Here is a 22,018-nt window from a genome sequence, read left to right as displayed (position 1 = left end):
GAGAACACCTGTGACACACCGCCTCCAGCAGCGTTCCGTACGCGAGTACCCCGTGGCCGCGCAGGGCTCCGGCCCGTACGGCATCACCGCCGGGACCGACGGTTCGCTGTGGATCACGCTCGTCCACCACGGCAGGATCGCCCGTATGGCACCGGACGGCTCCGCGACCGTGTACCCGCTGGACTCCACCGCGTGCGCGCCCTCGCTCATCACCACGGGCCCCGACCGCGCGATCTGGTTCACCCGTGCCGAGGACGACAGGATCGGCCGCGTCACCGCGGACGGGAAGGCCGACTCCTTCGCGCTGCCGACCCCTGGCGCCCGGCCCTTCGGCATCACGGCCGGGCCCGACGGGGCGCTGTGGTTCACCGAGATGAACGCCGACCGCATCGGCCGTATCACCACCGACGGGGAGGTCACCGAGTTCCCCCTGCCGACGAGGGGAGGGTTCCCGTCGTTCATCGCCTCCGGGCCCGACGGAGCCCTGTACTTCACCCTCAACCAGGCCGACGCCGTCGGCCGCGTCACCGTCGGCGGGGACGTGACCCTTCATCCCCTCCCGACCGGCCAGGCGGGGCCCGTGGGTATCACCGCGGGTCCGGACGGCGCCCTGTGGTTCGTGGAGATCGGCGCGGGTCAGATCGGCCGCCTCACCACGGACGGACACATCCGGGAGTTCCCCCTCCCCCGGCGCGACTCACGCCCCCACGCCATCACCGCGGACCCCGAAGGGGGCTGCTGGTTCACCGAGTGGGGCGCGAACCGCGTCGGGCACATCACGGCGGAGGGCGGCATCGACCTGTTCGACCTGCCCGCGCCCTCCCGCGAACCCCACGGCGTCGCGGTCACCGCGGACGGAACGGTCTGGGTGGCCCTGGAGACCGGCGGTATCGCCTCCCTGGCGCCGTGAGGCCCCGCGACCCGGCGCTCACGCCGGTTCGCGGTCCGCGTTCGCGGGTGTGCCCGCCGCACGGGCCGGTTCCACGGGCGGCGTTCCCGGGCCGGAGGACGGTGCCAGGGCGAGCACGACCGGGACCAGGGCGATGAGCCCCAGCCCGAACCACCCCGCGCCGGTCAGCGTCTCCCCGACGACCAGGACCGCCAGGAGCGCCGCGACCGCGGGTTCGCTCAGCGTGACCGTGGTGGCCGTGCTCGCCGGGACCCGGGTCAGGCCGAAGCCGAAGAAGAGGTAGCCCAGGAACATGGGCACCAGCGCCATGTAGGCGGCCACCGTGAAGGCCTGCGCGGAGGCCAGGAGGGGGGCGCCGGTGAGCACGAGCACCGGCATCAGCAGCACTCCGCCGCAGCCGAAGACCGCCCCCATGGACGCAGCCCGGTCGACGCCGCGCCCCATGAGCGTGTGCGCCGCCCAGGAGAACGCGGCGTAGGTGAGGCCCGCCACCAGCCCGAGCGCGACACCGGCCGCGGTCCCGCCGGGCGAGGCGGCGGATGCGGGCGTGTTCGACGCGCACAGCAGCACTCCGCCGACGATGCCCACCGCCGCGGCCAGCGTCCACCACCGGCTCAGCGGCGTGCGCTGGACCACCAGCTCCAACAGGCCGGAGGCCAGCGGTGCCGAAGCCAGGGACACCACGGTGCCCACCGCCACCCCGGCCAGGTGCATCGAGCCGTAGAACGCCAGGGGGTAGACGCCCACGGCCAGGGCCCCCACCGCCACCAGGGGCAGGTTCTCCCTCAGCCGGGATCGGGCCGCCGCCAGCGCGGGCAGGGCGATGAGCGCCTGGAGCAGGCCGCCGATCCCCAGGGCGGCCGAGCCGATCGCCAGGGGCCCGGCCTGCGGGGCGAAGGTGGCGGCGGTGCCGGTCGTGCCCCACAGGACGGAGGTGACCGTGATGGCCGCGATGCCCAGCGTCCGGTGGCGGTTCACAGCGCGTCCACCAGGGCCGCGGCGATCGCGCGTGCCTCCAGGAGCCGGTCCGGCGCGCCCTCCAGTCCGGCCCGGGCCATGGAACCCTCCAGCAGGAACGAGCAGTGCCGGGCGGTGCTCGCCGCCGTGTCGGGGTCGGTGATCCGCTCCAGGTGCCCGGCCACGAGCGCCTCGACCTGCTCCTTGTGCTCGCGCACCCGCTCCCTGCCCGGCGCGCCCGCGGGGAGTTCGGCCGCGGCGTTGAGCAGCCCGCAGCCGCGGAACCCGTGCTCGTAGGCGGCCGAGGCGTGGTCGACGTAGGCGTCGAAAACCGCCAGGACCCCCTCCCGGGGGGTGTGGGCCTCCTCCAGTCGGCGCCGGTACAGGTCGAGCCACTCCCGGTGCCGCTCCTGGAGGTAGGCCAGTGTCAGCTCCTCCTTGGAGGAGAAGTTGTTGTACAGGCTCATCTTGGCCACACCGGCCTCGGCGGTGACCGCGTCGATGCCGGTGGCGGTCATTCCGTGGGCGTAGAAGAGCCGCGCCGCCGCCGCGAGCAGCTTCTCCCGGGCCGAGCCCGCGCGCGGCCGAACCTCCTCGGCGTTCGCCATGGAGCACCTCCCGTGCCGTAGTAGGTAGACCAGTCTACCTATAGCCGGTGAGAGGCGCCTCCCGCGCCCCCCGGCGGGCAGGCCCGCCGGGGGGCGCGGGACACGGAGGGGACCCGGCCCGGGGCCGCTCACACCCCGGCGCGCTCCGCCCCCTCCCGGAACACGCGGCCGAACACCAGGGGTGCCGCCAGGAGGAGGGCTCCTGCGACGACGAACGGTGCGGGGAGTCCGAGCCCGCCCAGGAGGCCGCCGGTGAGGACACCCAGGAGAACGGAGGACTGGGCCAGGAGCATGCGGGCCATGGACGCGCGCCCCAGGATCGGCTCCGGCGTCACCGCCTGGAGGATGGAGCCCGCGCTCACGGCGATCGTCGTCGCCGCCAGGCCGAACACGCCCAGCGCGAGGGCTCCCACGACGACGCCGGGGAAGAGTCCCATGGTCAGCAGGGCCCCTCCCCCGAGGAGGTGGGCGGCGACGAGCAGGGGGCCGTGGCCGCGCCACCGCCCCAACGGAGCGCACAGGAACGAGGCCGCCAGCGCCCCCACGGGGGACAGCATGGTGTAGACCCCGAACAGCGCCTCCGGGACGCCGAGGGTCCGGGTGATGTAGAGGACGAGGACGGCCGACACCCCGCCGGTGGCGAACCCGCAGACGGCGGCGGCCGCGGCGAACCCCCGTTGGACGCGGTCGTCCCTGACGAGCCGGAGCCCCTCCAGCGCCTCGCGGGTCAGTGAGGGACGCTCCGCGACCGGCGCCCGCCCGCCTTCGTCCTCCCCCCGCCCGCCGAGGGAGCGCACCGCACCGGGCACGGCGAGCAGGAACAGGGCCCCCACCAGGTACACCCCCGAGTTGAACAGCAGCGCCGTCCCAGCGGAGAGGGAGAACAGCAGTCCCGCGAGCGGGCCGCCGAGGAAGTCCGAGGCCACCACGCGCGTCCCCTGCAGGCGGCTGTTGGCCGTGACCAGGAGGCCGCGCGCCACCAGCGCGGGCAGCAGCGCCCGGGCCGAGCCGTCGTGGAAGACCTCGCAGACCGCCAGCGCGAGGACGAAGAGGCAAAGCCCCCAGACGGGGACCGGGCCGAACCAGGAGAGCAGCGCCAGCACACCGAGCAGCACGCAGCGCACGATGTTGCCGACGACCATGGCGCGGCGCTTGTCGATCCGGTCGATCAGCGCCCCGGCGTGGAGGCCGAACAGCAGCCAGGGCGTGTAGGCCGCCGCGGTCAGCATCGAGACCGCGAGGGGGTCGGAGGTCAGCGCGGCGGCCATGAGCGGGAAGAGGGTCAGGAGGACGCCGTCGCCGAGGTTGGCCGACGTGTGTCCGGCCCAGAAGCGGTGGAAGGCTCCCCCAAGCCCAACCGCCGACGGGTCGCCCCTGGTCTGTGAGGAGTCGGTGTCCATGCGGCTACTCGAACCTGGCCCTGCGGTATCCCTCCACGCTCATCGGCGGGTGGGCGAGGACCGCTTCCCCGTCGGCGTCCACGGCGGGGACGCCGGCGGAGAGGACGTACAGCGCGGTCTCCCGGACCCCGTCGACGCCCAGCAGCGCCTCGACGGCCGAGTCGTTGAAGGCGGCGGTCTGGAAGGGGCCCAGCCCCAGCGCTGTCGCCGTCAGGACGAAGGTCTGGCCCAGGTGCCCGGCGTTCATCAGCATGACCCGGTAGGCGCGTGGGTGGCGGTACTTGAAGCTCAGGCGTGAGACGACCGAGGTCACCACCACGGAGAAGGGCGCCTCACCCACCCCTGACTGCGAGTCGCACGCCCGGGTCAGGCGGTCCCGGAACCCGCCCTCCTGGAGCAGTTCGAGGGAGTGCTCCCGGACGTTGTAGTGGTACGCCCCCGGAGCGATCCCGGCCACGTCGGTGACGACCGCGTACGCCTCCAACTCGTGCCGGGCGCCGCCGGAGGGGCTGGTGCGCAGCATGAGGGCGCCGAACTGCTCGGCGTCGATGAAGTCCTTCGCTCCGAAGGTCATCGCCATCAGGGTCGAGAAGACCTCGCGCCCGACGGGCGCGCCGACGAAGTCCCGATGGGTCCTCCTCCGGTAGAGGACCTCGTGGAAGGAGCGTCCGGGGTCATTCTGGTGACGGGGGAGGAAGATCCTGTCCGCGTCCCTGTACTCCTTGAACACGGGAGGCGAGGGGTCTTTCGTGAGCTTCTCCCGGACCTCGTCGGTGCTCTTCGTGAAAGGAGCGTCCCTGGTGGAGAAGTGGAATGAGATACCCTCCTTCCCCCAAGGCGCCCAGGCGTCGAACCCCTCCGACCCGCTTCCGGCGCCCCCCTGCTCCTCGGATTCGAGGAAACCGAGGGAGGAGAGGGAGGAAACCGCGCTTTCCAGAACGTCCTCGTCCAATCCCAGGTCCCGCGCGACATCGGATACCGACCGAAAATCGGAAAAAGCGTGGAGAACGCTCGCCGTGATCGGTTCGGTGCTGATCTTCGCCTTCGTAAGAGGGTTCTTGACGAAAAACCCGGACGCGTCCCAGAAGCATTCGAGGTGCTTCGCTGACCTGTACTTCACAGTACCGCTCCCTGGAAAACGAGGAGGTCGGCCCCGATGAGGGGCCGACCTCCTCAGGCCGCGTGCTAGCTGGCGCTGAACTGGATGATGATGGTCAGCTCTTCGACGGACTCGATCTTGATCATGGCCTTCTCCTTAGCTGTCGGATCCATGATCCGACGGGGGGATTTCCGCAGTCAGTCCGCGGAATCTGCACGTCTGGCGACGTACAGAGCCTTGGGGTGCTTCGCGTCGTCCAGGCCCTCCTCCAGGGCTCCCGCGTGGAAGCCGCGGACGCAGACGAACTCCAGGCCGGCGGAGGCGATGCCTTGGAGGAGGCGCTCGTGCGTCAGGTGACGCAGCCGGTGCCGCGTGACGGAGCGTTCCCACAGTTCATCCCGCACCCGAGCGAAGGAGTGCGCCTCCAGGTCGATGGATGCGCCGGGGACGAAACCGGTCGGGGCCAGCGGCAAGAAGGCGATGAACCCGTCGTCGGAACGGCGGATGTTGGGAGCCTGGGAGAGCGCGCGGAAGGACAGTTCGGTGTTCACTTCCACGATCAGGAGTCCGGCGGGTACCAGTACCCGGGCGGCCTCGGCGAAGGCCGCGTCCAACTCCTGGTCCCCCGAGAGGTAGTGGAACGCCTCGCCCGCGGAGACCGCGGCGTCGAATCGCCCGGACGGCAGGGGTAGATCCGCCAGCCCTCCGACGAGGAGATCGATCCCCCGCGTCTCCTCCTTGCCCTCCGCCACCGAGACCATCGCGGGGGAGAGGTCGACCCCGGTGACCCTGTATCCGTTCCTGTGGAGTTCCACAGAACTGTTCCCGGTGCCGCAGCCGAGATCGACCAGCCGTTCTCCGGGGACCCTGAATTCCTTCAGGAGGTCACTGAAAAGATTCATCCAGCGGTAGTAGTCAGGAGTTCTCGATGTCGCGTCGTATTGGCTGGCAAGCCCTTCATAGGCTTCCAGGGGAGACGCCGAGGGGGGATGATCGTAAATCTCCGGCCTCCAAATTCAGCTCTCAGGCGATTGAGTAGAAATTATGGTAGACACCGTGCCCCGTCAAGGGTCTGGCCAGATACGGACACCAGTGGTGGGACAGCACGCCCGAACCGGGTGGATTCTTCGGGGGAAAGCCAGGTCACCGAAGTTTTCGCAGAGAAATAACGGGTTCACGCGGACGGGCACGAGGGTACCGGAAGAGCGTGTGGGGACCTTGCGGGGAGCCGGTCGGCGTGGTCTCGGGGACGCCGTCCCCGCCCGGCCCGCCGAGGAACGGGGCGTCCGGGTGGAGCGGTCGGGGGGCCTGTGCGTGCGGGGCCCGGGTCCGGCCCCCTCTCCGGACGGCCGTCGCCTCAGCCGTCGGCCGGGTCCGCCGGAACGCGGATCGCGAGCAGGGCAGCGTCGTCGTCGTTGCTGCTCGGCCGCGCGCGCTCCAGCAACTGGTCGGCGAACGAGTTCAGGGGCCGGTGGGCGAGGGACGCCGCGTGCTGGCGCATACGTGTGAGGCCCGTGTCCAGTGACTGCCCCCGGGCTTCGATCAGGCCGTCCGTGTAGAACACGAGCGTCGACCCGGGCGGCAGGGCGACGCGCGCGTCGGCGCGCGGCCGAGGCATCCCCGTGCCGAGCAGGACCCCGCTCCCCTCCTGGAGGTAGTGGGTGATGCCGTCGTGGTGGACGAGCAGGGGCGGGGGGTGCCCGGCGCTCGCCCACAGCAGTTCCCACCGTCCGGCCTCGTCGACCGTCAGGTGCGCCAGGACGAGGGTGGCCATGTGGACGTCGCTGATGTGCTCCAGTGCCCGGTCCAGGCGTTCGAGCGTGCGGTGGGGGGACTGCTCCCGGGCCCAGGTGTAGGCCCGGAGCATGTTGCGGAGCTGGGCCATCCCGGCCGCCGCGTCCAGGTCGTGACCGACGACGTCACCGATGACCAGGGCCGTGTCGCCGCTGGGCAGGGGGAAGGCGTCGTACCAGTCACCGCCGACGTGCGAGACGTCTGGTGCGGGCAGGTACCGGGCGGTCATCTCCACACCCGACAGGCGGGGGAGCTGGGGCAGCAGGTAGCGCTGCATGGTCTCGGCTACCTGGCGCTGGCGCTGGTGGTGGCGCGCGTTCTCCAGGGCCAGGCCGACGCGCCGGGCGATGTCCTCCAGAAGGGCGAGGTCGTCGCGGGCGAAGGGGTGCTGCGGGTCCGTGCGCCCCAGGGTCAAGGCGCCGAGTACCTCCCGGGGCCCGCGGACGGGAGCGATGGCCGCGGTGTTGATGCCCGTCACCTCGAACAGCCTGCGCTGCTCCACCGCGATACCCGTGTCGGGCGGACCGGCGTAGACCTCACGGTCGACGAGGGTGGAGGCGGCGCCTCGCAGGGCCTTGGACAGGGGCATGCCGGAGGTTTCGGGCACCGGAGGCATCGGACCCTGCAGGTCCTCGCGCACCGTGGTCCTGCCCCGGTCCGCTTGGACGACCAGGGAGCGGAAGACCTCGTCGCCTTCGGTGATCAGGTCGATGATCGCCCAGTCCGCGAGTCGTGGGAGCATCAGCTCCACCACACGGAGCAGGGACTTCCCCACGTCGACGTTGTTGATCAGGTGTGCGGTGGTGTCGGCCAGCAGGGCCAGCCGCTCCGTTTCCGACAGTGTCCGGAAGGCGGTTGCCTCGGGATTCCCCCCGTCCTGTTCGACGGCCCGGAAGAAGACCAGTTCCGCGATCCGGGAACCGTCGGGCTCACAGGGGACGGCGGACCACGACACGGGGAGGAGCGTGCCGTCACCGCGCTCGAACCAGGACTCCCCCGCGCGGGGGAAAGGGCCGGAGGGCCTCCCGCGGGAGGCACCGTCCGCCTCCTCGACGGCCTTCCGGCCCCGGGCGTCCCGGTGCAGCGACCGGGCGTCGTGCCCGAGCATCTCGTCCGCCGAACGGGCCAGCAGGCGCAGGGCGGTGGCGTTGACCGCGACCAGGCGCTCCCCCTCGTCGACCGCGTACACGCCCGCGTTCACTCGGTCCAGCGCCTCCGCGGGGAACCGGTGCCGATCCGACGGACCGGCCGAATCGCTGTAAGTACCAGAACCATCGCTCACAGCGGCTCCTTGTCTCGTAGGCCCGCCCGCACGCTCCCCGGCTGGGGGGTCGGGCGCACCCGGCGCGTGTCCGCCACGCCCCCGAAGGGCCGTCAGGCCGGAAACGCTCGTGTCCGTTCGACGGGCGGGACGAGTCCCGCGGCGGCCGGTGCCGGCGGGGCGCCGGCGCCGGGGGCTCGTGGCCTCCACCGGCCTGCGGCGGCCGCGACCACCTCGGACAACGTACACCAGGGCGCCCGTGCGCGACGGCCTCGCCTCACCCCGGTGTACGGGGCCCCGGGGACACCGGTCCGCCGCTCACGCCGCGGACCACTCCCGGGGGCGGGCCCGGACGAAGTCGGCGAAGGCGCGGGGCGGGCGGCCGGTCAGGCGGTGGACCGTGTCCGTGACGAGGTCCTCGCTGCCCCCGGCGATGTCGGCGTCCACCCGGACCAGCGCCGAGGCGAAGGGCTCGGGCATGCCCGCGTCCCGGTTGCGCCGGACCAGTTCGGCCGCCGGGGAGGGTGTGTGGCGCACCGGCCGACCGGCGGCCTCGGCGATGACCGCCGCCGCCCGCGCGTAGCCGAACGACTCCGGGCCGGTGAGCACGTGCTCGTCGGCCACCGGTCCTGGCGCCAGGAGCAACTGCGCCGCGACGGCCGCGATGTCGGCGGCGTCGATCCACCCCAGCCTCCCCCCGCCGGTCGCCGAGCGGATCTCGCCGCGCTCGCGGATGCCCACCGCCACCGGGTGCGACCCGGTGAAGTTCTGCATGAAGCCCGACGGACGCAGCACCGCCCACTCCGGGAAGGAGCGCACGGCCTCGCCCAGCTCCGCGACGCCTGAGGCCTCGGACAGCCGCGCCAGCGAGCCGAGCAGCACCACGCGCCGCACCCCGGCGGCCCGGGCCGCCTCCAGGAACGGCCCGGCCGCCGGCATGGGGTCCAGCGTCATCGGCGGCGGCACCAGGTACAGGGCCCGCGCGCCGTCGAGCGCCCGGGCGTGCGTTTCGGGGGCGGCCCAGTCGAAGGGCACGCCGCCGGGGCCCGGTCCGCGGCTGGCCACGCGCACGTGCGCGCCGCGGGCCCGCAGCGCCTCGGTGAGGGGGCGGCCGGTGTTGCCCGTGCCGCCGGTGACGAGGATGCCCATGTCTTCGGTCCCTTCGGATGTTCGGTCCGTCTGCGCCTGATTCGATTCGTCCGGCCCGTGTCTTTCGGTCCGTCCTCCGCCACACTGGCGGGGCTCACCGCGCGGGGGAACGGCCGCGTCGTCCCCGGACCAGTGGTCCGTGGTCGGCCGGGCGCGGGCGTGACAGGCTGGAGGCGTGGACAAGCGAGAACTCGGCGGATTCCTGCGCGCCCGCCGCGAGGCCCTGCGCCCAGGCGACGTCGGCCTGCCCGAGACCGCGGGCGGGCGCGCGCGGCGCACACCCGGACTGCGGCGCGAGGAGGTCGCCGACCTGGCCGGGGTCTCGGCGAACTACTACGAGCGGCTGGAGCAGGCCCGGGCTCCGCGCCCGTCACCGCAGGTGATCGACGCGATCGGGCGTGCCCTGGAGCTGTCCGAGGCGGAGCGGGCGCACCTGTCCCGGCTCGCCGGGCACGCGCCGACCGCACGGCCGGGCCCGGCCGAACAGGTCCCCGCGGGGGTGCTCGCCCTGCTGGAACGGCTCGGCCCGGTCGCCGCATACGTCTGCGACGGCCGCCACGACGTCCTGGCCTGGAACGGCCTGGCGTCCGCGCTGATCACGGACTTCGCCGCGCTGGCCCCGGCCGAGCGCAACGTGCTGCGGCTGTCCGTGCGCCTGGGCGGAACAGTGTGCTCGGCGCCGCCGGGGACGGCGGGCGGGTTCGAGGCGCAGGCGGCGGCCCAGACGCGTGAGGCGCTGGCCCGCCGCCCGCACGACTCCGCTCTGCGGCGGCTGGTCGGCGAGTTCGCCGAGCGCGATCCCGGGTTCGCGGCGCAGTGGCGGCGGCACGACGTGCGGCCGCGCGCGACGCTGCGCAAGCGCGTGGACCACGGCGAACTCGGCGTGCTCGACCTCGACTGCCAGACCCTGGCCGTGCCGGGCACGGAGCTGCGCGTGGTCGTGTTCAGCGCGGAGCCGGGCACCCTGGACCACGACAAGCTCACCCGCCTCCAGCTCCGAATCGCGGTCCCCGAGCCCTCACGGCGCCCGTAGCGGGGCCGAGGCCCGCGGTGTCGCCCCGCTCCCGTCCTCCCCGGCGCGCTGGTGCGGGCCCGACCGGGGCGGCACCGGAATTCCCTCAACTCGGAATCCCCTTTCCCCGCCGGAGGAGGAACGGCACCGGGCTGTCACCGGCCGATCGCACCACGAGGCGGCGGCGAACGGGTCGGCGCGCCCCCTTCGCGGGCATGCGACGGCGCCCTCGTCCCTCGGACAGCGCCGACCGTCGGCGAATAACCTGTCCACACGAAACCCCGCCGACGCCTCCGAAGACATGGACCTTCGGCGGCACGGCAGCCCTGAATTCCTCTTCGCGGCCTCGGGAAATCCGCACTCGCCCGCGGCCCCATGGAATCCGCGAATTCCCGGAGACTGCTCTGCGCCCGGAAGACGGTCCTGGCAGCGAAGCGCCGGCGCCGTCGACGCCCCGGGTTCGCCGGGCTTTTCCCATTCTGTTGGACGGGGCGCGGCGTAGCAGTTCTCCTTCCGCGCTCCCCTTCGTGCGAGGTCCCGAGGCTGGCGGGAAACGGTCCCGACGAGCGGCGGAGTCCCCGCTCGTGTTTCGGCCCGGCGGCCCGCCGCGTCCACGTGGTGGGTCCCTTCAGGGGATGATCCCGTCTCTCCGGGGAGTCCTGTGCGCGGTCCTTCCGGACGAACCGGTCCAGGACAGGAGCGTCGTGGCCGCCGCGTCGCGCTCACGGCGGGCGGAACAGGTCAGGACAGACCCGGGTCGGCGGGGTGGACGGGGCCGGCCTCCAGCACGGTCCACTCCTCCAGCGAGGGGATGCCGCGCACGGCGTTCCTCCACAGCCGCAGGACGGTTGCCGTCGCGCGGTCCCCGACGTCCTCGTGCAGGAAAAAGACGAGTTCTGCCTGGTCGTCACACATTTCGACATAGAGGTGTTCCAACATGTCATCGGGCCCGGAGCAGGCGTACACCGCTTCCTGAATCTCTCGGAGGGGAAACGGATCCCGGACTGCCAACCGCAGGCACATGATTCTCATGTTATTCGCCGCCTGTTCATTGGGGCACCGTTAGCACACCTGGAACGCGCAAGGGTTCGGCCCTTTTTCGAAGGGACCCTGAAGTACTCTTGCGGGCACGCCCCGCGGACTCCATAATTTCCAAGGAAGTTCCGCGAAGACCGCGTCTTCGCTCCGATACGCCGTTGTGCTCGTCGTGCCTTGCGCTCCAAGAGCTCGGCGGACGGGCAACGGCTGGAGGAGGGTCGTGTTCAGATCGATCGGAATCGGTCAAGACGCGGTGAGTGTCTATCGCGCGATGTTCGCCGAGCCCCGGGCCGGAGTGAGCGACCTCGGGCTCCTCCTGGACTGGCCGGTGGAACGCGTGCGGTCGGCGCTCGACGAACTGGCCCGGCTGTCCCTGGTCAGGCGTTCGTGGGAGCAGTCCGAGAAGCTGATCCCGGTGCGGCCCGAGTTCGGTCTGCAATCGCTGCTGTGGCAGCAGGAGGCCGACCTGCTGGAACGCCAGCAGCAACTGGCCACCGCCCGCTCGGCCATCACCCAACTGGTCTCCGAGTTCGAGGAGAGCCACCGCATCCGCGCGGCCACGGACATCGAGCAGCTCCACGGGATCGACGCGATCCGTCTGCGGATCGAGGAGTTCGCGCACGAATGCCGCCACTCGTTCTGGACGTTCGCGGACGGGGGCGCGCAGACGCAGGACAACCTGGAGGCGAGCCTTCCACTGGACCGGATGCTGCTCGAACGGGGTGTCGAACTGCGGGACGTCTACCTCGACAGCGTGATGAACGACCCCAGGACGGTCCGGCACATCTCCCACCTGTCCGAGCTCGGCGCTCGGATCCGCACGGTACCCACCCTGCCCACCAGGATGATCCTCTTCGACCGCACCACCGCGCTGATTCCCGCCGATCCCGACGACTCCTCCGCCAGTGCCCTGGTCCTGCGCGGTTCCGGCGCCGTCACGGCCCTGCTGGCCCTGTACGAGTACGTGTGGGACGCGGCCAGCCCCCTGGGCTCCAGCGCCCCGCGCGGCCGTCACGGCCTGAGCACCCAGGAGCAGGCGGTGGTGAACCTGCTAGCGGAGGGCAACACCGACGAGACCATCGCCCGCAGGCTCGGGGTGTCGGTGCGCACGGCACGCCGGATCACCGCGGACCTGAGCGGGCGGCTGGGCGCCCGGAGCCGTTTCCAGGCCGGTGTCCTGGCGACCGCGCTGGGCTGGGTCGACACCTCCTCCCTCGACGGAGCCGCGGAGGGGGAGAAGGCGGGCTGAGCACCGACCGACCCGGCGGCGGATCTCACTTCACCGCGAGGGGGACGGGCGCCTCCCGCCGGGCGTGCGGCCGCCGCCGACGGGCCGGGGGCGCCGGACTCGCGCCGAGCACCTCCTGGTGCAGGCTCTGCAGTTCGCGGGAGGGCTCCAGGCCGAGTTCCTCGGCGAGGGCCAACCGCAGCCAGCGATAGGCCGTCAGCGCCTCGTCGCGGCGCCCGGCCCGGCTCAACGCGCGGATGAGCTGGCTGTGGAACCACTCGTTCAGCGGATACTCCATCACCAGGGACCGCAGTTCACCGATCGACTCCCGGTCACGGCCCAGCAGGGCGTCGGCCCGGACGCGCAGTTCCTGTGCGTGCAGCCGCTGCTCCTCCAACCGGACCACGTGGGAGCCGATCAGCGGTCCGCGGGAGACGTGGGACAGGCACGGCCCGGACCACAGGTCCAATGCCCGGCCCAGGCGCTCGGATGCCTCGCCGGGCCGGCCCTCCTCCAGGAGGCGGCGCCCCTCACCGAGCAGCCGCTGGAACACCAGCGCGTCCAAGCGCTCGGGGTCGACCCGTAACAGGTATCCGGAGGAGCGGGTGAGGAGGACCTCGGGTTCGTGCTCGGGGGGCTGCGCCCGCTCGATGACCTTGCGGAGCTGGTAGATGTACGTCTGCACGGTCGTCACCGCGCTCTTGGGCGGGCGGTCCCGCCACAGTTCCCTGATCAGGGCGCCCATGGGCAGCGGATGGTTCGCCCGCACCAGCAGCAGCGCCAGGACCTGGAGCACCTTCGGCGCCTTGGGTGTGCACGCCCGGTTCTCCCTCAGGATCTCCAGCCCGCCGAGAACCGTGAAGTCCACCATGTCATCTCTCCCTACGACCGACGTTCCGACTACGGGAGCCGGGCTCCCCCTCGATGGCGCCCCTCGGCCGCCCGGATTCACTGCCAGCCGGCGCCGCTCTCACTGGAGGCGTCCCCGGGGCCCTCCAGGGGGTTCGCGGTGTCCTGGGCGAGGGCGGAACCGCCGCCAGCGAGCGCGATGACGATCGCGACGCCGACCGCCCAGAGGAAACGCGTGGTCCTGTCCATGAAGGTCACTTCCCTTTTTTCTGTGTGCCGGGTGTTTCCGCAGCAACGACAGTGATCTGTATGACTTATGGAATTCGCTTCGAGACCAGGCGGACCGGGAAATCAGCGTTCCCGGTCCGCCTGCCCGAGTTCCATGATCGGCACTGGGCCGGGGAATGTCAGCACGATCGACTGGCATGCTCCTGCAATGGCACCAAGCTGCCAGAGCCGCGCTTCCGCCCGCGACCCCCGCCCGCTCCGGGGCCGCGCACCCGACGCTGGAAGGCGACGCTCCCGGCCGGGGTCCCGACCCGTCCCCGGCCGCGCCGCGCGGAGCGTTCGCGTCGAGGGCGCCGGCGTCCCGGCCCGCCGCGCCAGGAGCAGCGCTGAGACTGCCTCCGGGGGCGGAACGGGAGCCGGAACGGCGCTCGAGGACCGCTCGATTCCCAGTCCACGCGTGGTCGGACGACGGTCCCGGGAAATGAGAAACCCCCTGTCCGGGGTTCGCGGTTCTTCGTGCGCGGATACGGTTGACGGGATTTTCTCCGGAGAGCATTGCCAAGCCTTGGCGGCGTTGCCTATGTTCTGCTCTGGACGACCGAGAAATCTTCGTGTCAGCCACCCGAATCAGGCAGAACCCCCACCCGGACCGGCCTGAACACGCCGTTCCACGCGTCCCATGCATTTGTTGACGCACATCCCCTGGACCCGCAATTGAGGAGCCGAGAACCGTGGCTACTCCTGCCGTATGGGCATCGATCCAAGACCACGCCCGCCATCGGCCCGAATCCGTCGCCTTGCGTTTCACCGATGGCAGCATGACCTATGAGGAACTGGTCGCGGCGGTGAACGCGGCCGTGCCCGGGGCCTCCCCCGACGACGTCCACGTCGTGCGGGCCGACCGTGGCGGACGAGCCGTGGTCGAGGTCCTGGCCGCCCAGACCTTCCCGCGTCCCGCGCTCCTGGTCCCGCACGACGCGGGCGCCGGGTACACCGCCCGGATCGGCCGGGAACTGCGCTCCTTCGCCGACGGCCCCCTGCGGTCGCGCGACGCACACGGACTGTGGACCACCACCTCCGGCTCGACGGGCAGGCCCAAGATCGTCGCCCACGACCCCGGCGGCATCGACCGCTTCGTCCGCTGGGCGCGCTCCCGATTCGCGCTGGGGGCCGACACGGTCTCCCTCAGCCTCTCGCCGATCAACTTCGACATCGCCACCCTGGACGTGTGGGCGGTCCTGGCCGCGGGCGGGCGGGTCGTCTTCGCTCCCCAGGAGGACCTCACCAACGGCGCCGCCCTGGCCGCGGCGGCCCGAAGGCACGGTGTCAGCCTCCTCCAGGCCGTGCCGGTCGTCCTCACCCTCATCGCCGGTGCCCGAGTCCCCGCGCCGGGGGTCCGCACGGTGGTCTCCACCGGTGACTTCTATCCCCTGGAGACCCTGTCCGACCTGGAATCGGCCTTCCCCCGCGCCGACCTGTGGAGCGTCTACGGCAGCACCGAGACCAACGACAGCTTCATGGTGGACCTGCGCCGGGCGACGGCCGGGGAGCTGGGCGAGCCCCTCGACGGAGTCCGCTACGGCATCGACGGGGTCGGCACCGGTGAACTGGTCGTATCCACGCCCTTCCAGGCACTGGGGTACGTCAACGCCCCGAACGACGCCTGGCGCACCGTCGAGGGGCGGCGCGAGTTCCGCACGGGCGACCTGGTCACCACGGACGCCGACGGCACACTGCGTCTGACCGGGCGGAGCGACCGCCAGGTCAAGGTGCGCGGTGTGCGCCTGTCCCTGGACGCGGTCGAAGCCGTGCTGCGCCACCAGAACGGTGTGGCCGACGCCGTGGTAACGGCACGGGGCAAGGAATCCGGGGACAGGGAACTCCTCGCGGCCGTGCTCGTCGAGCCGGGGGCCGCCGTGACCAACCTCGCCCTGCGCTCGGCCGTCTCCTCGGCCCTGAGCCCGACAGCGGTACCCAGCCGGACGTTCCTCACCACGGAACCCTTCCCCGTCACCGGCACGGGAAAGACCGACCGGAACAGCGCCATCCGAAGACTCCTAGAAAGGCAGCCGACATGACCATCGACCTCCGAGACCGGATCCAGGACCGCATCGTGACCGCCCACGCCCCGGACCTGGCGGGAGAGGGCATCCCCGGCGACTACGACCTGCTCGCCAACGGTGTCGTCGACAGCCTCTCCCTCCTCGAACTCGTGGAGTGGATCCAGTCCTCCTTCGACATCCCCGTCACCGACATCGAGATCTCCCCCTCGGACTTTCGCACCATCGACGCGATCGCGGACTTCGTCGGGTCCAACACCAGACAGCGGGTCTGACACGCTCCGCGGGCCTTCCAGCAGACCAGGAAAGAGGAAACGACATGCTCAAACGCTCCCGTGAGAAGACCGAGACCGTCGACTGGGGCAACGGGACCAGCGACCGGCTGCTGGTGGAGGACGACAACCTGGGGTTCACCGTCGCGCACACCGTGGTGCGGGCGGGGACCGTCTCCAGGCTCCAGTACGCGAACCACCTGGAGGCCTGCTACTGCATCGCGGGCAGCGGGTTCGTCGAGAGCGCGGACGGCGGTGTGCGCATCGACCTCTCCCCGGGGGTCCTCTACGCACTGGACCAGCACGACCCGCATCTGCTGATCGCCAGCGAACACGAGGACCTGGAACTCGTCAGCGTGTTCAACCCCCCGCTCCGCGGCGATGAGCGGCACGACCTCGATTCACTCGAGTTCTCCTCCTACTGACCGGACGTGGACAGCATGGTGATCACCACAGAGGCACCGCCGCAGAGCGGGGACACCGCGGCCGCCCGCATACGCGAACGCGTCGAACGCGTCGCGCCCGCCGTCAACCGGGGCCACCTCGAACGGGACCGCGGCGCGGTCTTCTCCCGAGAGGGGTGGAAGGAGCTGGCGGGCACGGGCCTGTTCGGTTCGTGCCTGCCCGAGGACGTCGGCGGCCACGCCTGCTCCCTCACCGACCTCATGCGCACGGTCGAGGTCCTCGGTTACACCGTCCGCGACTCCGGACTGAACTTCAGCGCGGCCACCCACCTCGCCAGTACCGGGTTCGCGCTCAGCGCCTTCGCCAGTCCCGAACTGCGCCTTCGCCACCTGCCTTCGGTCGCCGCCGGGACCTCCGTCGGCTGCCACGCCATCACCGAGCCCGAGACCGGATCGGACGTGCTGGCCATGTCCGCCACCGGCCGCATCGACGGCGACCACGTCGAACTGGACGGTCTGAAGACCTACGTCACCAACGGCCCGGTAGCCGACCTGGCGGTCGTCTACGTCCGCACCTCCGACACCCCCGGTCCGCTCGGCCTGAGCGCCGTACTCGTCCCGAGGGGGACGCCCGGCGCGGACTTCGGTCCGCCCCTGGACAAGACGACCCTGCGGACCTCCCCCTTCGGACGACTGCGCATGACGGGGTGCCGTGTCCCCAGGGCCAACGTCATCGGTGGCGTGGGTACCGGCTTCCTGATCCTGGACCGCGTGATGACCTGGGAGATCCTCATCGCGTTCGTCATCAACGCGGGCGAGATGCGCCACCGTCTGGACCGGGTCGTGGAACGGGTCGGCGCCCGGCGCCAGTTCGGTCGGCCGCTGGCCGACTTCCAGGGGGTGCGCAACACCGTCGTGGAGATGCACATAGCGATACAGAGCGCCCGCCAGGCCCTGTACTCCGCGGGCGCGGCGGTCTCCGCCGGGCACAGGGCGACCGCGGAGACGGCGATGGCGAAGATCCTCACGAGCGAGGCCAACATCCGTACCGCCCAGGCGGCGGTGGAACTGTTCGGCGGCGAGGGCGTACTCACCGAAACCGGACTGGAGACCGGGGTCCGCGACGCCCTCAGCGGCCCCATCTACTCCGGCTCCAACGCCGTGCAACGGCAGAAGATCGCCAAGGCCCTGGGCCTGTGACAGGAGGACCGCCGTGACCGAGACCCACACACTGACCGAACCGACCTACTTCCTCGACCACCAGAGCCCCGAAGTGCGGGAGTTCGTCGACCGGGCGCTGCCGGACCGTGACGCCTCCCCACGGGAGATGGCCGTACGCCTGCACGACGCCGTACGCGACGGTGTCCGCTACGAGGTCTACGACGCCGACCTCACCCGGGAGGGCGTCCGCGCCTCCAGCGTGCTCAGACGCGGGCAGGGGTTCTGCGTCCACAAGTCCATCGTCTACGCGGCCGCCGCCCGCTCGGTTGGCATCCCCACACGTCTGGTGTACGGGGACGTGCGCAACCACCTGGCCTCCGCCCGCCTCCTCGACCTCATGGGCGACGACCTCTTCACCTTCCACGCCCTGGTGTCGGTGCGGATCGACGGCGGCTGGATCCGTGCGACCCCCGTCTTCAACACCCTGCTGTGCCGCCTCTACGGCATCCGGCCGCTGGAGTTCAACGGCCGCGACGACAGCTACTACCACCCCTTCGACACCCGGGGCCGACGCCACATGGAGTTCGTCCGATGGCGCGGCGAGTACGACGACTTCCCCTACGACACCGTGGTCGGCGGTATCGCCGCCAACCATCCCAAGCTCGTCGGCCCGGACCTGGTGACCGCCGGAGGGTCGCTGACCGACGACGCCCGCCGTGAGCGCGGAGAGTGAGAGGAGTGGACATGAACGGAACCGACCAGTCGGGCGTCATCGTCTCCGACGAGGTGCGTACCGCCGTCGAGGACCGGGAACCGATCGTCTCCATGGAGACCTCCGTGGTCGCAGGCGGCTCCTACCCGAACAACCTGGAGACCGCGCTGGCGGTGGACCGGTGCGCGCGTGAGGAGGGGGCCGTCCCCGCCCGTGTCGCTGTGATCGACGGCGTTCTGCGCGTCGGGGTCTCGGACACGGAGCTGGAACGCCTGGCCAAGGCCCCGGACGACAAGAAGATCAGTACCCGCGACCTGGCCGTGGCCCTGCACGGCGGCCGCACCGGCGGCACCACGGTCTCCTCCAGTCTCATCGGCGCGGTCGCCGCGGGGATCAGGGTGTTCGCGGTCGCGGGGATCGGAGGCGTGCACCGGGGCGCCGAGGTCTCCTTCGACGTCTCCGCCGACCTCACCGAGTTCGCGCGCTCACCCGTGGCGGTCGTCTGCGCGGGGGCGAAGTCCCTGCTCGACCCCGCCCTGACCCTGGAGTACCTGGAAACCGCGGGTGTTCCCGTCATCGGGTACCGGTCCGACGACTTCCCCGGCTACTACACGCGCAGCACGGGACAGCCCGTCCCCTGCCGGATCGACGACCTGGGTCACCTGGCCGCGGTCATGCACCGGCACTGGGGGACGGTCTCCGACTCCTCCGTACTGGTCACCCACCCCATCGAGGAGGAGTGGAGCATCGACGCCGATCTGCTCAACGCGATGGTGGAGGACGCGCTGGACGAGGCCCGTACGGCCGGTGCGACGGGTCCCGCGCTCACTCCGTTCGTGCTGTCGGCCATCACCAGGGCGACCGACGGGCGCAGCTCCCTGGTCAACCGCGCGGTCCTGGAGTCCACGACACGTCTGGCCGCCGGGCTCGCGGTCGCGGAGGCCGCCGCCCGCTCCGCCGGGCCCGCGGGCCCGGTGGTGCGGTCATGAGCCCCGTACGCGGCGTGCTCCTGGACCTGGACGGCACTCTGGCGGACTCGCCCTCGGTGATCCTGTCCGCCTTCCACGACGCGTGCGCCCCCTACGGCGCGGTGCCGCTGCCCGGCGACGCCCGCGCGCTGATCGGCAAACCGCTCGACGCGATCCTGCCCCGGCTCATCCCGGGGGGAGACGAGACGGTGTGGGCGGAGGCCAAGGCGCTCTTCCGGGAGTCCTTCGCCCGCCGCAGCCGGACCGCCGCCTCGTCCCTGGTGTTCCCGGGGATCCGGGACCTGTTGGCGGAGCTGTCCTCGGAGGGGATCGGGATCGCGGTGGTCACCAGCAAGATCACCCGGAGCGCCCACGAGCTGCTGGAGGCCACCGGGCTGGACGGCTACCCGGACGTGGTGGTCGGGCACGATCAGACCCCCAGGGGCAAGCCCGCCCCGGACCCGGCGCTGCTGGCCGCGGAGTCCCTCGGGCTGGCGCCCCAGGAGTGCGTGGTCGTGGGCGACTCCCCCGACGACGTCGTCATGGCGGTCTGCGCCGACATGGCGGCGGTCGGGGTCGGCTGGGGGGTCTCCGACGCCGAAGCCCTACTCTCGGCGGGTGCGGACTGCGTCGCCACCACCGTCACCGAACTCGCCGGTCGCCTGCACGGTCCGGTCATGGAAACTGCCAGGAAAGTGACTCGATGAACACGGTTCTCAGATCCACGGGGAGTCCCCAGGCGATCGGCGCTCTCGCCGTCCTCTGCCTGGCGCAGTTCCTCATCGCACTGGACTACTCGATCATCTACGTCGCCATGCCCAGCGTCGGCGTCGACCTGGGCCTGTCGTCATCCGTCCTCCAGTGGATCGTCAGCGCCTACGCCCTCCTGTTCGCCGGCCTCCTGCTGGTGGGAGGACGCGTCTGCGACCGCGTCGGGGCCAAGCGCGTCTTCCTCGTCTCGGTCGTCGTCTTCGGCGCGGCCAGCGCCCTGGGCGGGTTCGCCCAGGAGGGCGTCGCGCTCCTGGTCAGCCGAGGTGTGCAGGGGCTGTCGGCCGCCTTCCTGCAACCGGCGACCATCGGCCTCATCAGCGCGACCTTCGCGGCCGGTCCGGCCCGGTCCCGGGCCCTGTCGGTCTGGGGCGCGATCGGCGCCTCGGGCCTCGCCGTCGGCGCCATCCTGGGCGGGGTCCTCACCGAGGTCTCATGGCGCTGGACGTTCCTCATCAACATCCCCCTGACCCTGCTGGCCGCGCTGGGCGGGCTGCTGTGGCTGGCCGCGTCGTCCCAGAGGGAGAGGGGCGCCCGGGTTCCCCTCTCCGCCTCGATGATGGGCACCGGCGCGCTCCTCGCACTGGTCGTCGGCCTGACCCTGGTGGCGGACACGGGGGCCTCGGGCCTGCACGTCGGGGGCGCGTGCCTGGTGGCGGTGGTCCTGGGCCTGGCCTTCATCGCCAACGAGATGAAGTCCGACAACGTGATGGTGGACCGGTCGCTGCGCCGTACCCGGTCCCTCGGAGCCGGCGTGGTGGCCACCTATCTGTACATGGCCAGTGTGGGATCGGAGTTCTACCTGGTCACGCTGCTCCTGCAGGAGCTGGAGGGCTTCACGCCGCTGCAGGCGGGGCTGGGCTTCCTGCCGCTGGCCGTCATGGTGACCCTGGGGAACATGGCGGCGGGCCGCGCCGTGGAGCGCGTCGGCGCGGGAACGACGATGACGGCGGGCTTCCTGATCAGCTTCATCGGCCTGGCGCTGCTGGCCGCCATGCTGGGATCGGGCACGTACACCACCCACCTGGTGCCCGGTCTGCTGCTGAGCGGGTTCGGCCACGGCGTCATCTACACCTCCATGTTCGTCATCGGCACCCGCGACGTGCCCGACCGGCACCAGAGCACCGCCGGAGCGCTCATGACCACGTCCCAGTACCTGTCGGCGGCGGTCACGGTGGCCCTGCTGACGATCATCCTGGGCACAGACCCGACGGCCGCGGAGTTCCGGTGGGCGTTCCTCCTCACCGCCGTCTTCGCCGTCGCGGGCATGCTCATCTCTCCGCTGCTCCTGCGCCGCACGGAGGGTAAACGAGCAGCGGAGGCCCACCGATGAGGACGAGGCTCGGCATACTCGTCATCCACAACGATCCCGTCCCCGAGTCGGAGATCTGGCGTTCGGCCGGGCCCGACACGAGTGTGCACACCGCGCGGTTCTGGACCCCGCGCCCCTTCGGCACCGAGTTCACCGGCCTGGAGTTGGAGGAACTGTTCTCCGGAACCGGGCTGGACACCGCCGTGCGCCAACTGGGCGACCTGGGCGTGCACGCGCTGGGCTACTGCTTCACCAGCAGCAGCGTGTTCGGGGGGACTGCGTTCGACGCCGCCTTCACCGAACACGTCGAGGGCCTGTCCGGCGGGATTCCCACCGTCACGGCGGGCCGGGCCATCCGGGAGGAGCTGTCCGGGATCGGCGGCGGGGGAATCGCCGTGGTGGCCCCGCCGTGGTTCAGTGACGGCACGGTGGAGGCCGTCCGCGCCTACGTGCCGGTGCGGGTGCGGCAGGTCATCCGTTTCGAGCTGCCGTCCGAGTGGAACGGCATCGAACGCCCCGACCTCTTCGACCGGGGGGCGCGCTTCGCCGTGGACCAGGCCGAGCTGGAGGACCAGGTCCTGCGGCGGCTGGAACCGGGGATAGGGACCGTGCTCGTTCCCGGCGGCGGTTTCGCCAGCCTCACCGCCGCGCAACGGCTGCGCCGGTCGCGGGGTCTGAGGGTCGTCTCCTCGAACTCGGCCCTTCTGAGGGCCATGGAGAGACGGGCGGCCAGCACCGTGCGGTCGGTCCCGGCGCCCTGACCGGGCCGGGCACCGGCAGGACCGGGCCGGGCGGGGGCGGCGTGCCCAGAGCCGCCCCCGCCCCGTC

General features: G+C 71.7%; 22 protein-coding genes. 12 read left to right on the top strand and 10 right to left on the bottom strand.

What is annotated here, in order from left to right:
• Nucleotides 1–10: 10 nt before the first annotated feature.
• On the top strand, nt 11–910 hold the full coding sequence (locus ABD54_RS06935; RefSeq protein ID WP_047868581.1) for a virginiamycin B lyase: 900 nt from the start codon (nt 11–13) through the stop codon (nt 908–910).
• Between the two features lie 18 nt (nt 911–928).
• On the opposite strand, the gene ABD54_RS06930 is transcribed toward ABD54_RS06935, so the two are convergent.
• From ABD54_RS06930 to ABD54_RS06900, 7 genes are all read right to left on the bottom strand, one after another.
• Nucleotides 929–1,888, bottom strand: a complete 960-nt coding sequence (locus ABD54_RS06930) for an EamA family transporter (protein ID WP_047868580.1) — start codon at nt 1,886–1,888, stop codon at nt 929–931.
• A complete protein-coding gene (locus ABD54_RS06925) occupies nt 1,885–2,475 on the bottom strand; it encodes a TetR/AcrR family transcriptional regulator (protein ID WP_047868579.1) in 591 nt (196 codons plus the stop codon). The genes ABD54_RS06930 and ABD54_RS06925 overlap by 4 nt, the downstream gene beginning before the upstream one ends.
• A 128-nt stretch (nt 2,476–2,603) precedes the next feature.
• Complete coding sequence (locus tag ABD54_RS06920) at nt 2,604–3,875, bottom strand: MFS transporter (protein WP_047868578.1); 1,272 nt, start codon at nt 3,873–3,875, stop codon at nt 2,604–2,606.
• Nucleotides 3,876–3,879: 4 nt separating this feature from the next.
• Nucleotides 3,880–4,827, bottom strand: a complete 948-nt coding sequence (locus ABD54_RS06915; protein WP_235431999.1) for a SagB/ThcOx family dehydrogenase — start codon at nt 4,825–4,827, stop codon at nt 3,880–3,882.
• 344 nt (nt 4,828–5,171) lie between these two features.
• The gene (locus ABD54_RS26685) at nt 5,172–5,876 is read right to left on the bottom strand and encodes a bifunctional 2-polyprenyl-6-hydroxyphenol methylase/3-demethylubiquinol 3-O-methyltransferase UbiG (RefSeq protein WP_082166719.1); all 705 of its coding nucleotides are present in this window, start codon (nt 5,874–5,876) and stop codon (nt 5,172–5,174) included.
• A gap of 455 nt (nt 5,877–6,331) precedes the next feature.
• Nucleotides 6,332–8,050, bottom strand: coding sequence for a SpoIIE family protein phosphatase (locus ABD54_RS06905; RefSeq protein ID WP_047868576.1), 1,719 nt, complete (start codon nt 8,048–8,050; stop codon nt 6,332–6,334).
• A gap of 297 nt (nt 8,051–8,347) precedes the next feature.
• Entirely contained in the window at nt 8,348–9,178 is an 831-nt protein-coding gene (locus ABD54_RS06900; RefSeq protein ID WP_047868575.1) for an oxidoreductase, read from the bottom strand.
• A 175-nt stretch (nt 9,179–9,353) separates the two neighbouring features.
• Between ABD54_RS06900 and ABD54_RS06895 the strand changes: the two genes are divergently transcribed.
• Nucleotides 9,354–10,211: a helix-turn-helix transcriptional regulator gene (locus ABD54_RS06895; RefSeq protein WP_047868574.1), complete on the top strand. Its 858-nt coding sequence runs from the start codon at nt 9,354–9,356 to the stop codon at nt 10,209–10,211.
• Between the two features lie 720 nt (nt 10,212–10,931).
• On the opposite strand, the gene ABD54_RS06890 is transcribed toward ABD54_RS06895, so the two are convergent.
• Nucleotides 10,932–11,213 (bottom strand): hypothetical protein, encoded by a 282-nt coding sequence (locus ABD54_RS06890; protein WP_235431998.1) that lies wholly within the window; start codon nt 11,211–11,213, stop codon nt 10,932–10,934.
• Between the two features lie 235 nt (nt 11,214–11,448).
• Here ABD54_RS06890 and ABD54_RS06885 point away from each other — a divergent pair, with 235 nt between their 5' ends.
• The gene (locus ABD54_RS06885; RefSeq protein ID WP_047868572.1) at nt 11,449–12,477 is read left to right on the top strand and encodes a helix-turn-helix transcriptional regulator; all 1,029 of its coding nucleotides are present in this window, start codon (nt 11,449–11,451) and stop codon (nt 12,475–12,477) included.
• A gap of 25 nt (nt 12,478–12,502) precedes the next feature.
• Here ABD54_RS06885 and ABD54_RS06880 read toward each other — a convergent pair whose 3' ends face one another.
• Together ABD54_RS06880 and ABD54_RS28295 are read right to left on the bottom strand one after the other, a co-directional pair.
• Nucleotides 12,503–13,327, bottom strand: coding sequence for an AfsR/SARP family transcriptional regulator (locus tag ABD54_RS06880; RefSeq protein WP_047868571.1), 825 nt, complete (start codon nt 13,325–13,327; stop codon nt 12,503–12,505).
• Nucleotides 13,328–13,404: 77 nt separating this feature from the next.
• Nucleotides 13,405–13,554 carry a hypothetical protein gene (locus ABD54_RS28295; RefSeq protein ID WP_160313077.1) on the bottom strand — a complete coding sequence of 50 codons (150 nt, stop codon included), beginning with the start codon at nt 13,552–13,554 and terminating at the stop codon, nt 13,405–13,407.
• Nucleotides 13,555–14,351: 797 nt separating this feature from the next.
• On the opposite strand from ABD54_RS28295, the gene ABD54_RS06875 reads away from it, so the two are divergent.
• From ABD54_RS06875 to ABD54_RS06835, 9 genes are read left to right on the top strand one after another with little or no spacing between them, the layout of a single operon-like run.
• Entirely contained in the window at nt 14,352–15,611 is a 1,260-nt protein-coding gene (locus ABD54_RS06875) for an AMP-binding protein (protein ID WP_082166718.1), read from the top strand.
• Nucleotides 15,608–15,868 carry a phosphopantetheine-binding protein gene (locus ABD54_RS06870; RefSeq protein WP_047868569.1) on the top strand — a complete coding sequence of 87 codons (261 nt, stop codon included), beginning with the start codon at nt 15,608–15,610 and terminating at the stop codon, nt 15,866–15,868. The genes ABD54_RS06875 and ABD54_RS06870 overlap by 4 nt, the downstream gene beginning before the upstream one ends.
• 44 nt (nt 15,869–15,912) lie before the next feature.
• Nucleotides 15,913–16,290: an ectoine synthase gene (locus ABD54_RS06865; protein ID WP_047868568.1), complete on the top strand. Its 378-nt coding sequence runs from the start codon at nt 15,913–15,915 to the stop codon at nt 16,288–16,290.
• A 15-nt stretch (nt 16,291–16,305) separates the two neighbouring features.
• Nucleotides 16,306–17,469, top strand: a complete 1,164-nt coding sequence (locus ABD54_RS06860; RefSeq protein WP_047868567.1) for an acyl-CoA dehydrogenase family protein — start codon at nt 16,306–16,308, stop codon at nt 17,467–17,469.
• A gap of 13 nt (nt 17,470–17,482) precedes the next feature.
• A complete protein-coding gene (locus tag ABD54_RS06855) occupies nt 17,483–18,163 on the top strand; it encodes a transglutaminase family protein (RefSeq protein WP_047868566.1) in 681 nt (226 codons plus the stop codon).
• An 11-nt stretch (nt 18,164–18,174) separates the two neighbouring features.
• Nucleotides 18,175–19,131, top strand: a complete 957-nt coding sequence (locus ABD54_RS06850) for a pseudouridine-5'-phosphate glycosidase (protein WP_235431997.1) — start codon at nt 18,175–18,177, stop codon at nt 19,129–19,131.
• A complete protein-coding gene (locus tag ABD54_RS06845; RefSeq protein ID WP_047868564.1) occupies nt 19,128–19,817 on the top strand; it encodes an HAD family hydrolase in 690 nt (229 codons plus the stop codon). The genes ABD54_RS06850 and ABD54_RS06845 overlap by 4 nt, the downstream gene beginning before the upstream one ends.
• Entirely contained in the window at nt 19,814–21,211 is a 1,398-nt protein-coding gene (locus ABD54_RS06840; RefSeq protein ID WP_047868563.1) for an MFS transporter, read from the top strand. Before ABD54_RS06845 ends, ABD54_RS06840 begins: the two co-directional genes overlap by 4 nt.
• On the top strand, nt 21,208–21,951 hold the full coding sequence (locus tag ABD54_RS06835) for a hypothetical protein (protein ID WP_047868562.1): 744 nt from the start codon (nt 21,208–21,210) through the stop codon (nt 21,949–21,951). The genes ABD54_RS06840 and ABD54_RS06835 overlap by 4 nt, the downstream gene beginning before the upstream one ends.
• The last annotated feature ends 67 nt before the right edge of the window (nt 21,952–22,018 follow it).

Origin of the sequence: Nocardiopsis sp. RV163 (assembly GCF_001029525.1) — a bacterium.
Classification (GTDB): domain Bacteria; phylum Actinomycetota; class Actinomycetes; order Streptosporangiales; family Streptosporangiaceae; genus Nocardiopsis; species Nocardiopsis dassonvillei.
This window is presented reverse-complemented; position numbering and strand designations above follow the sequence as displayed.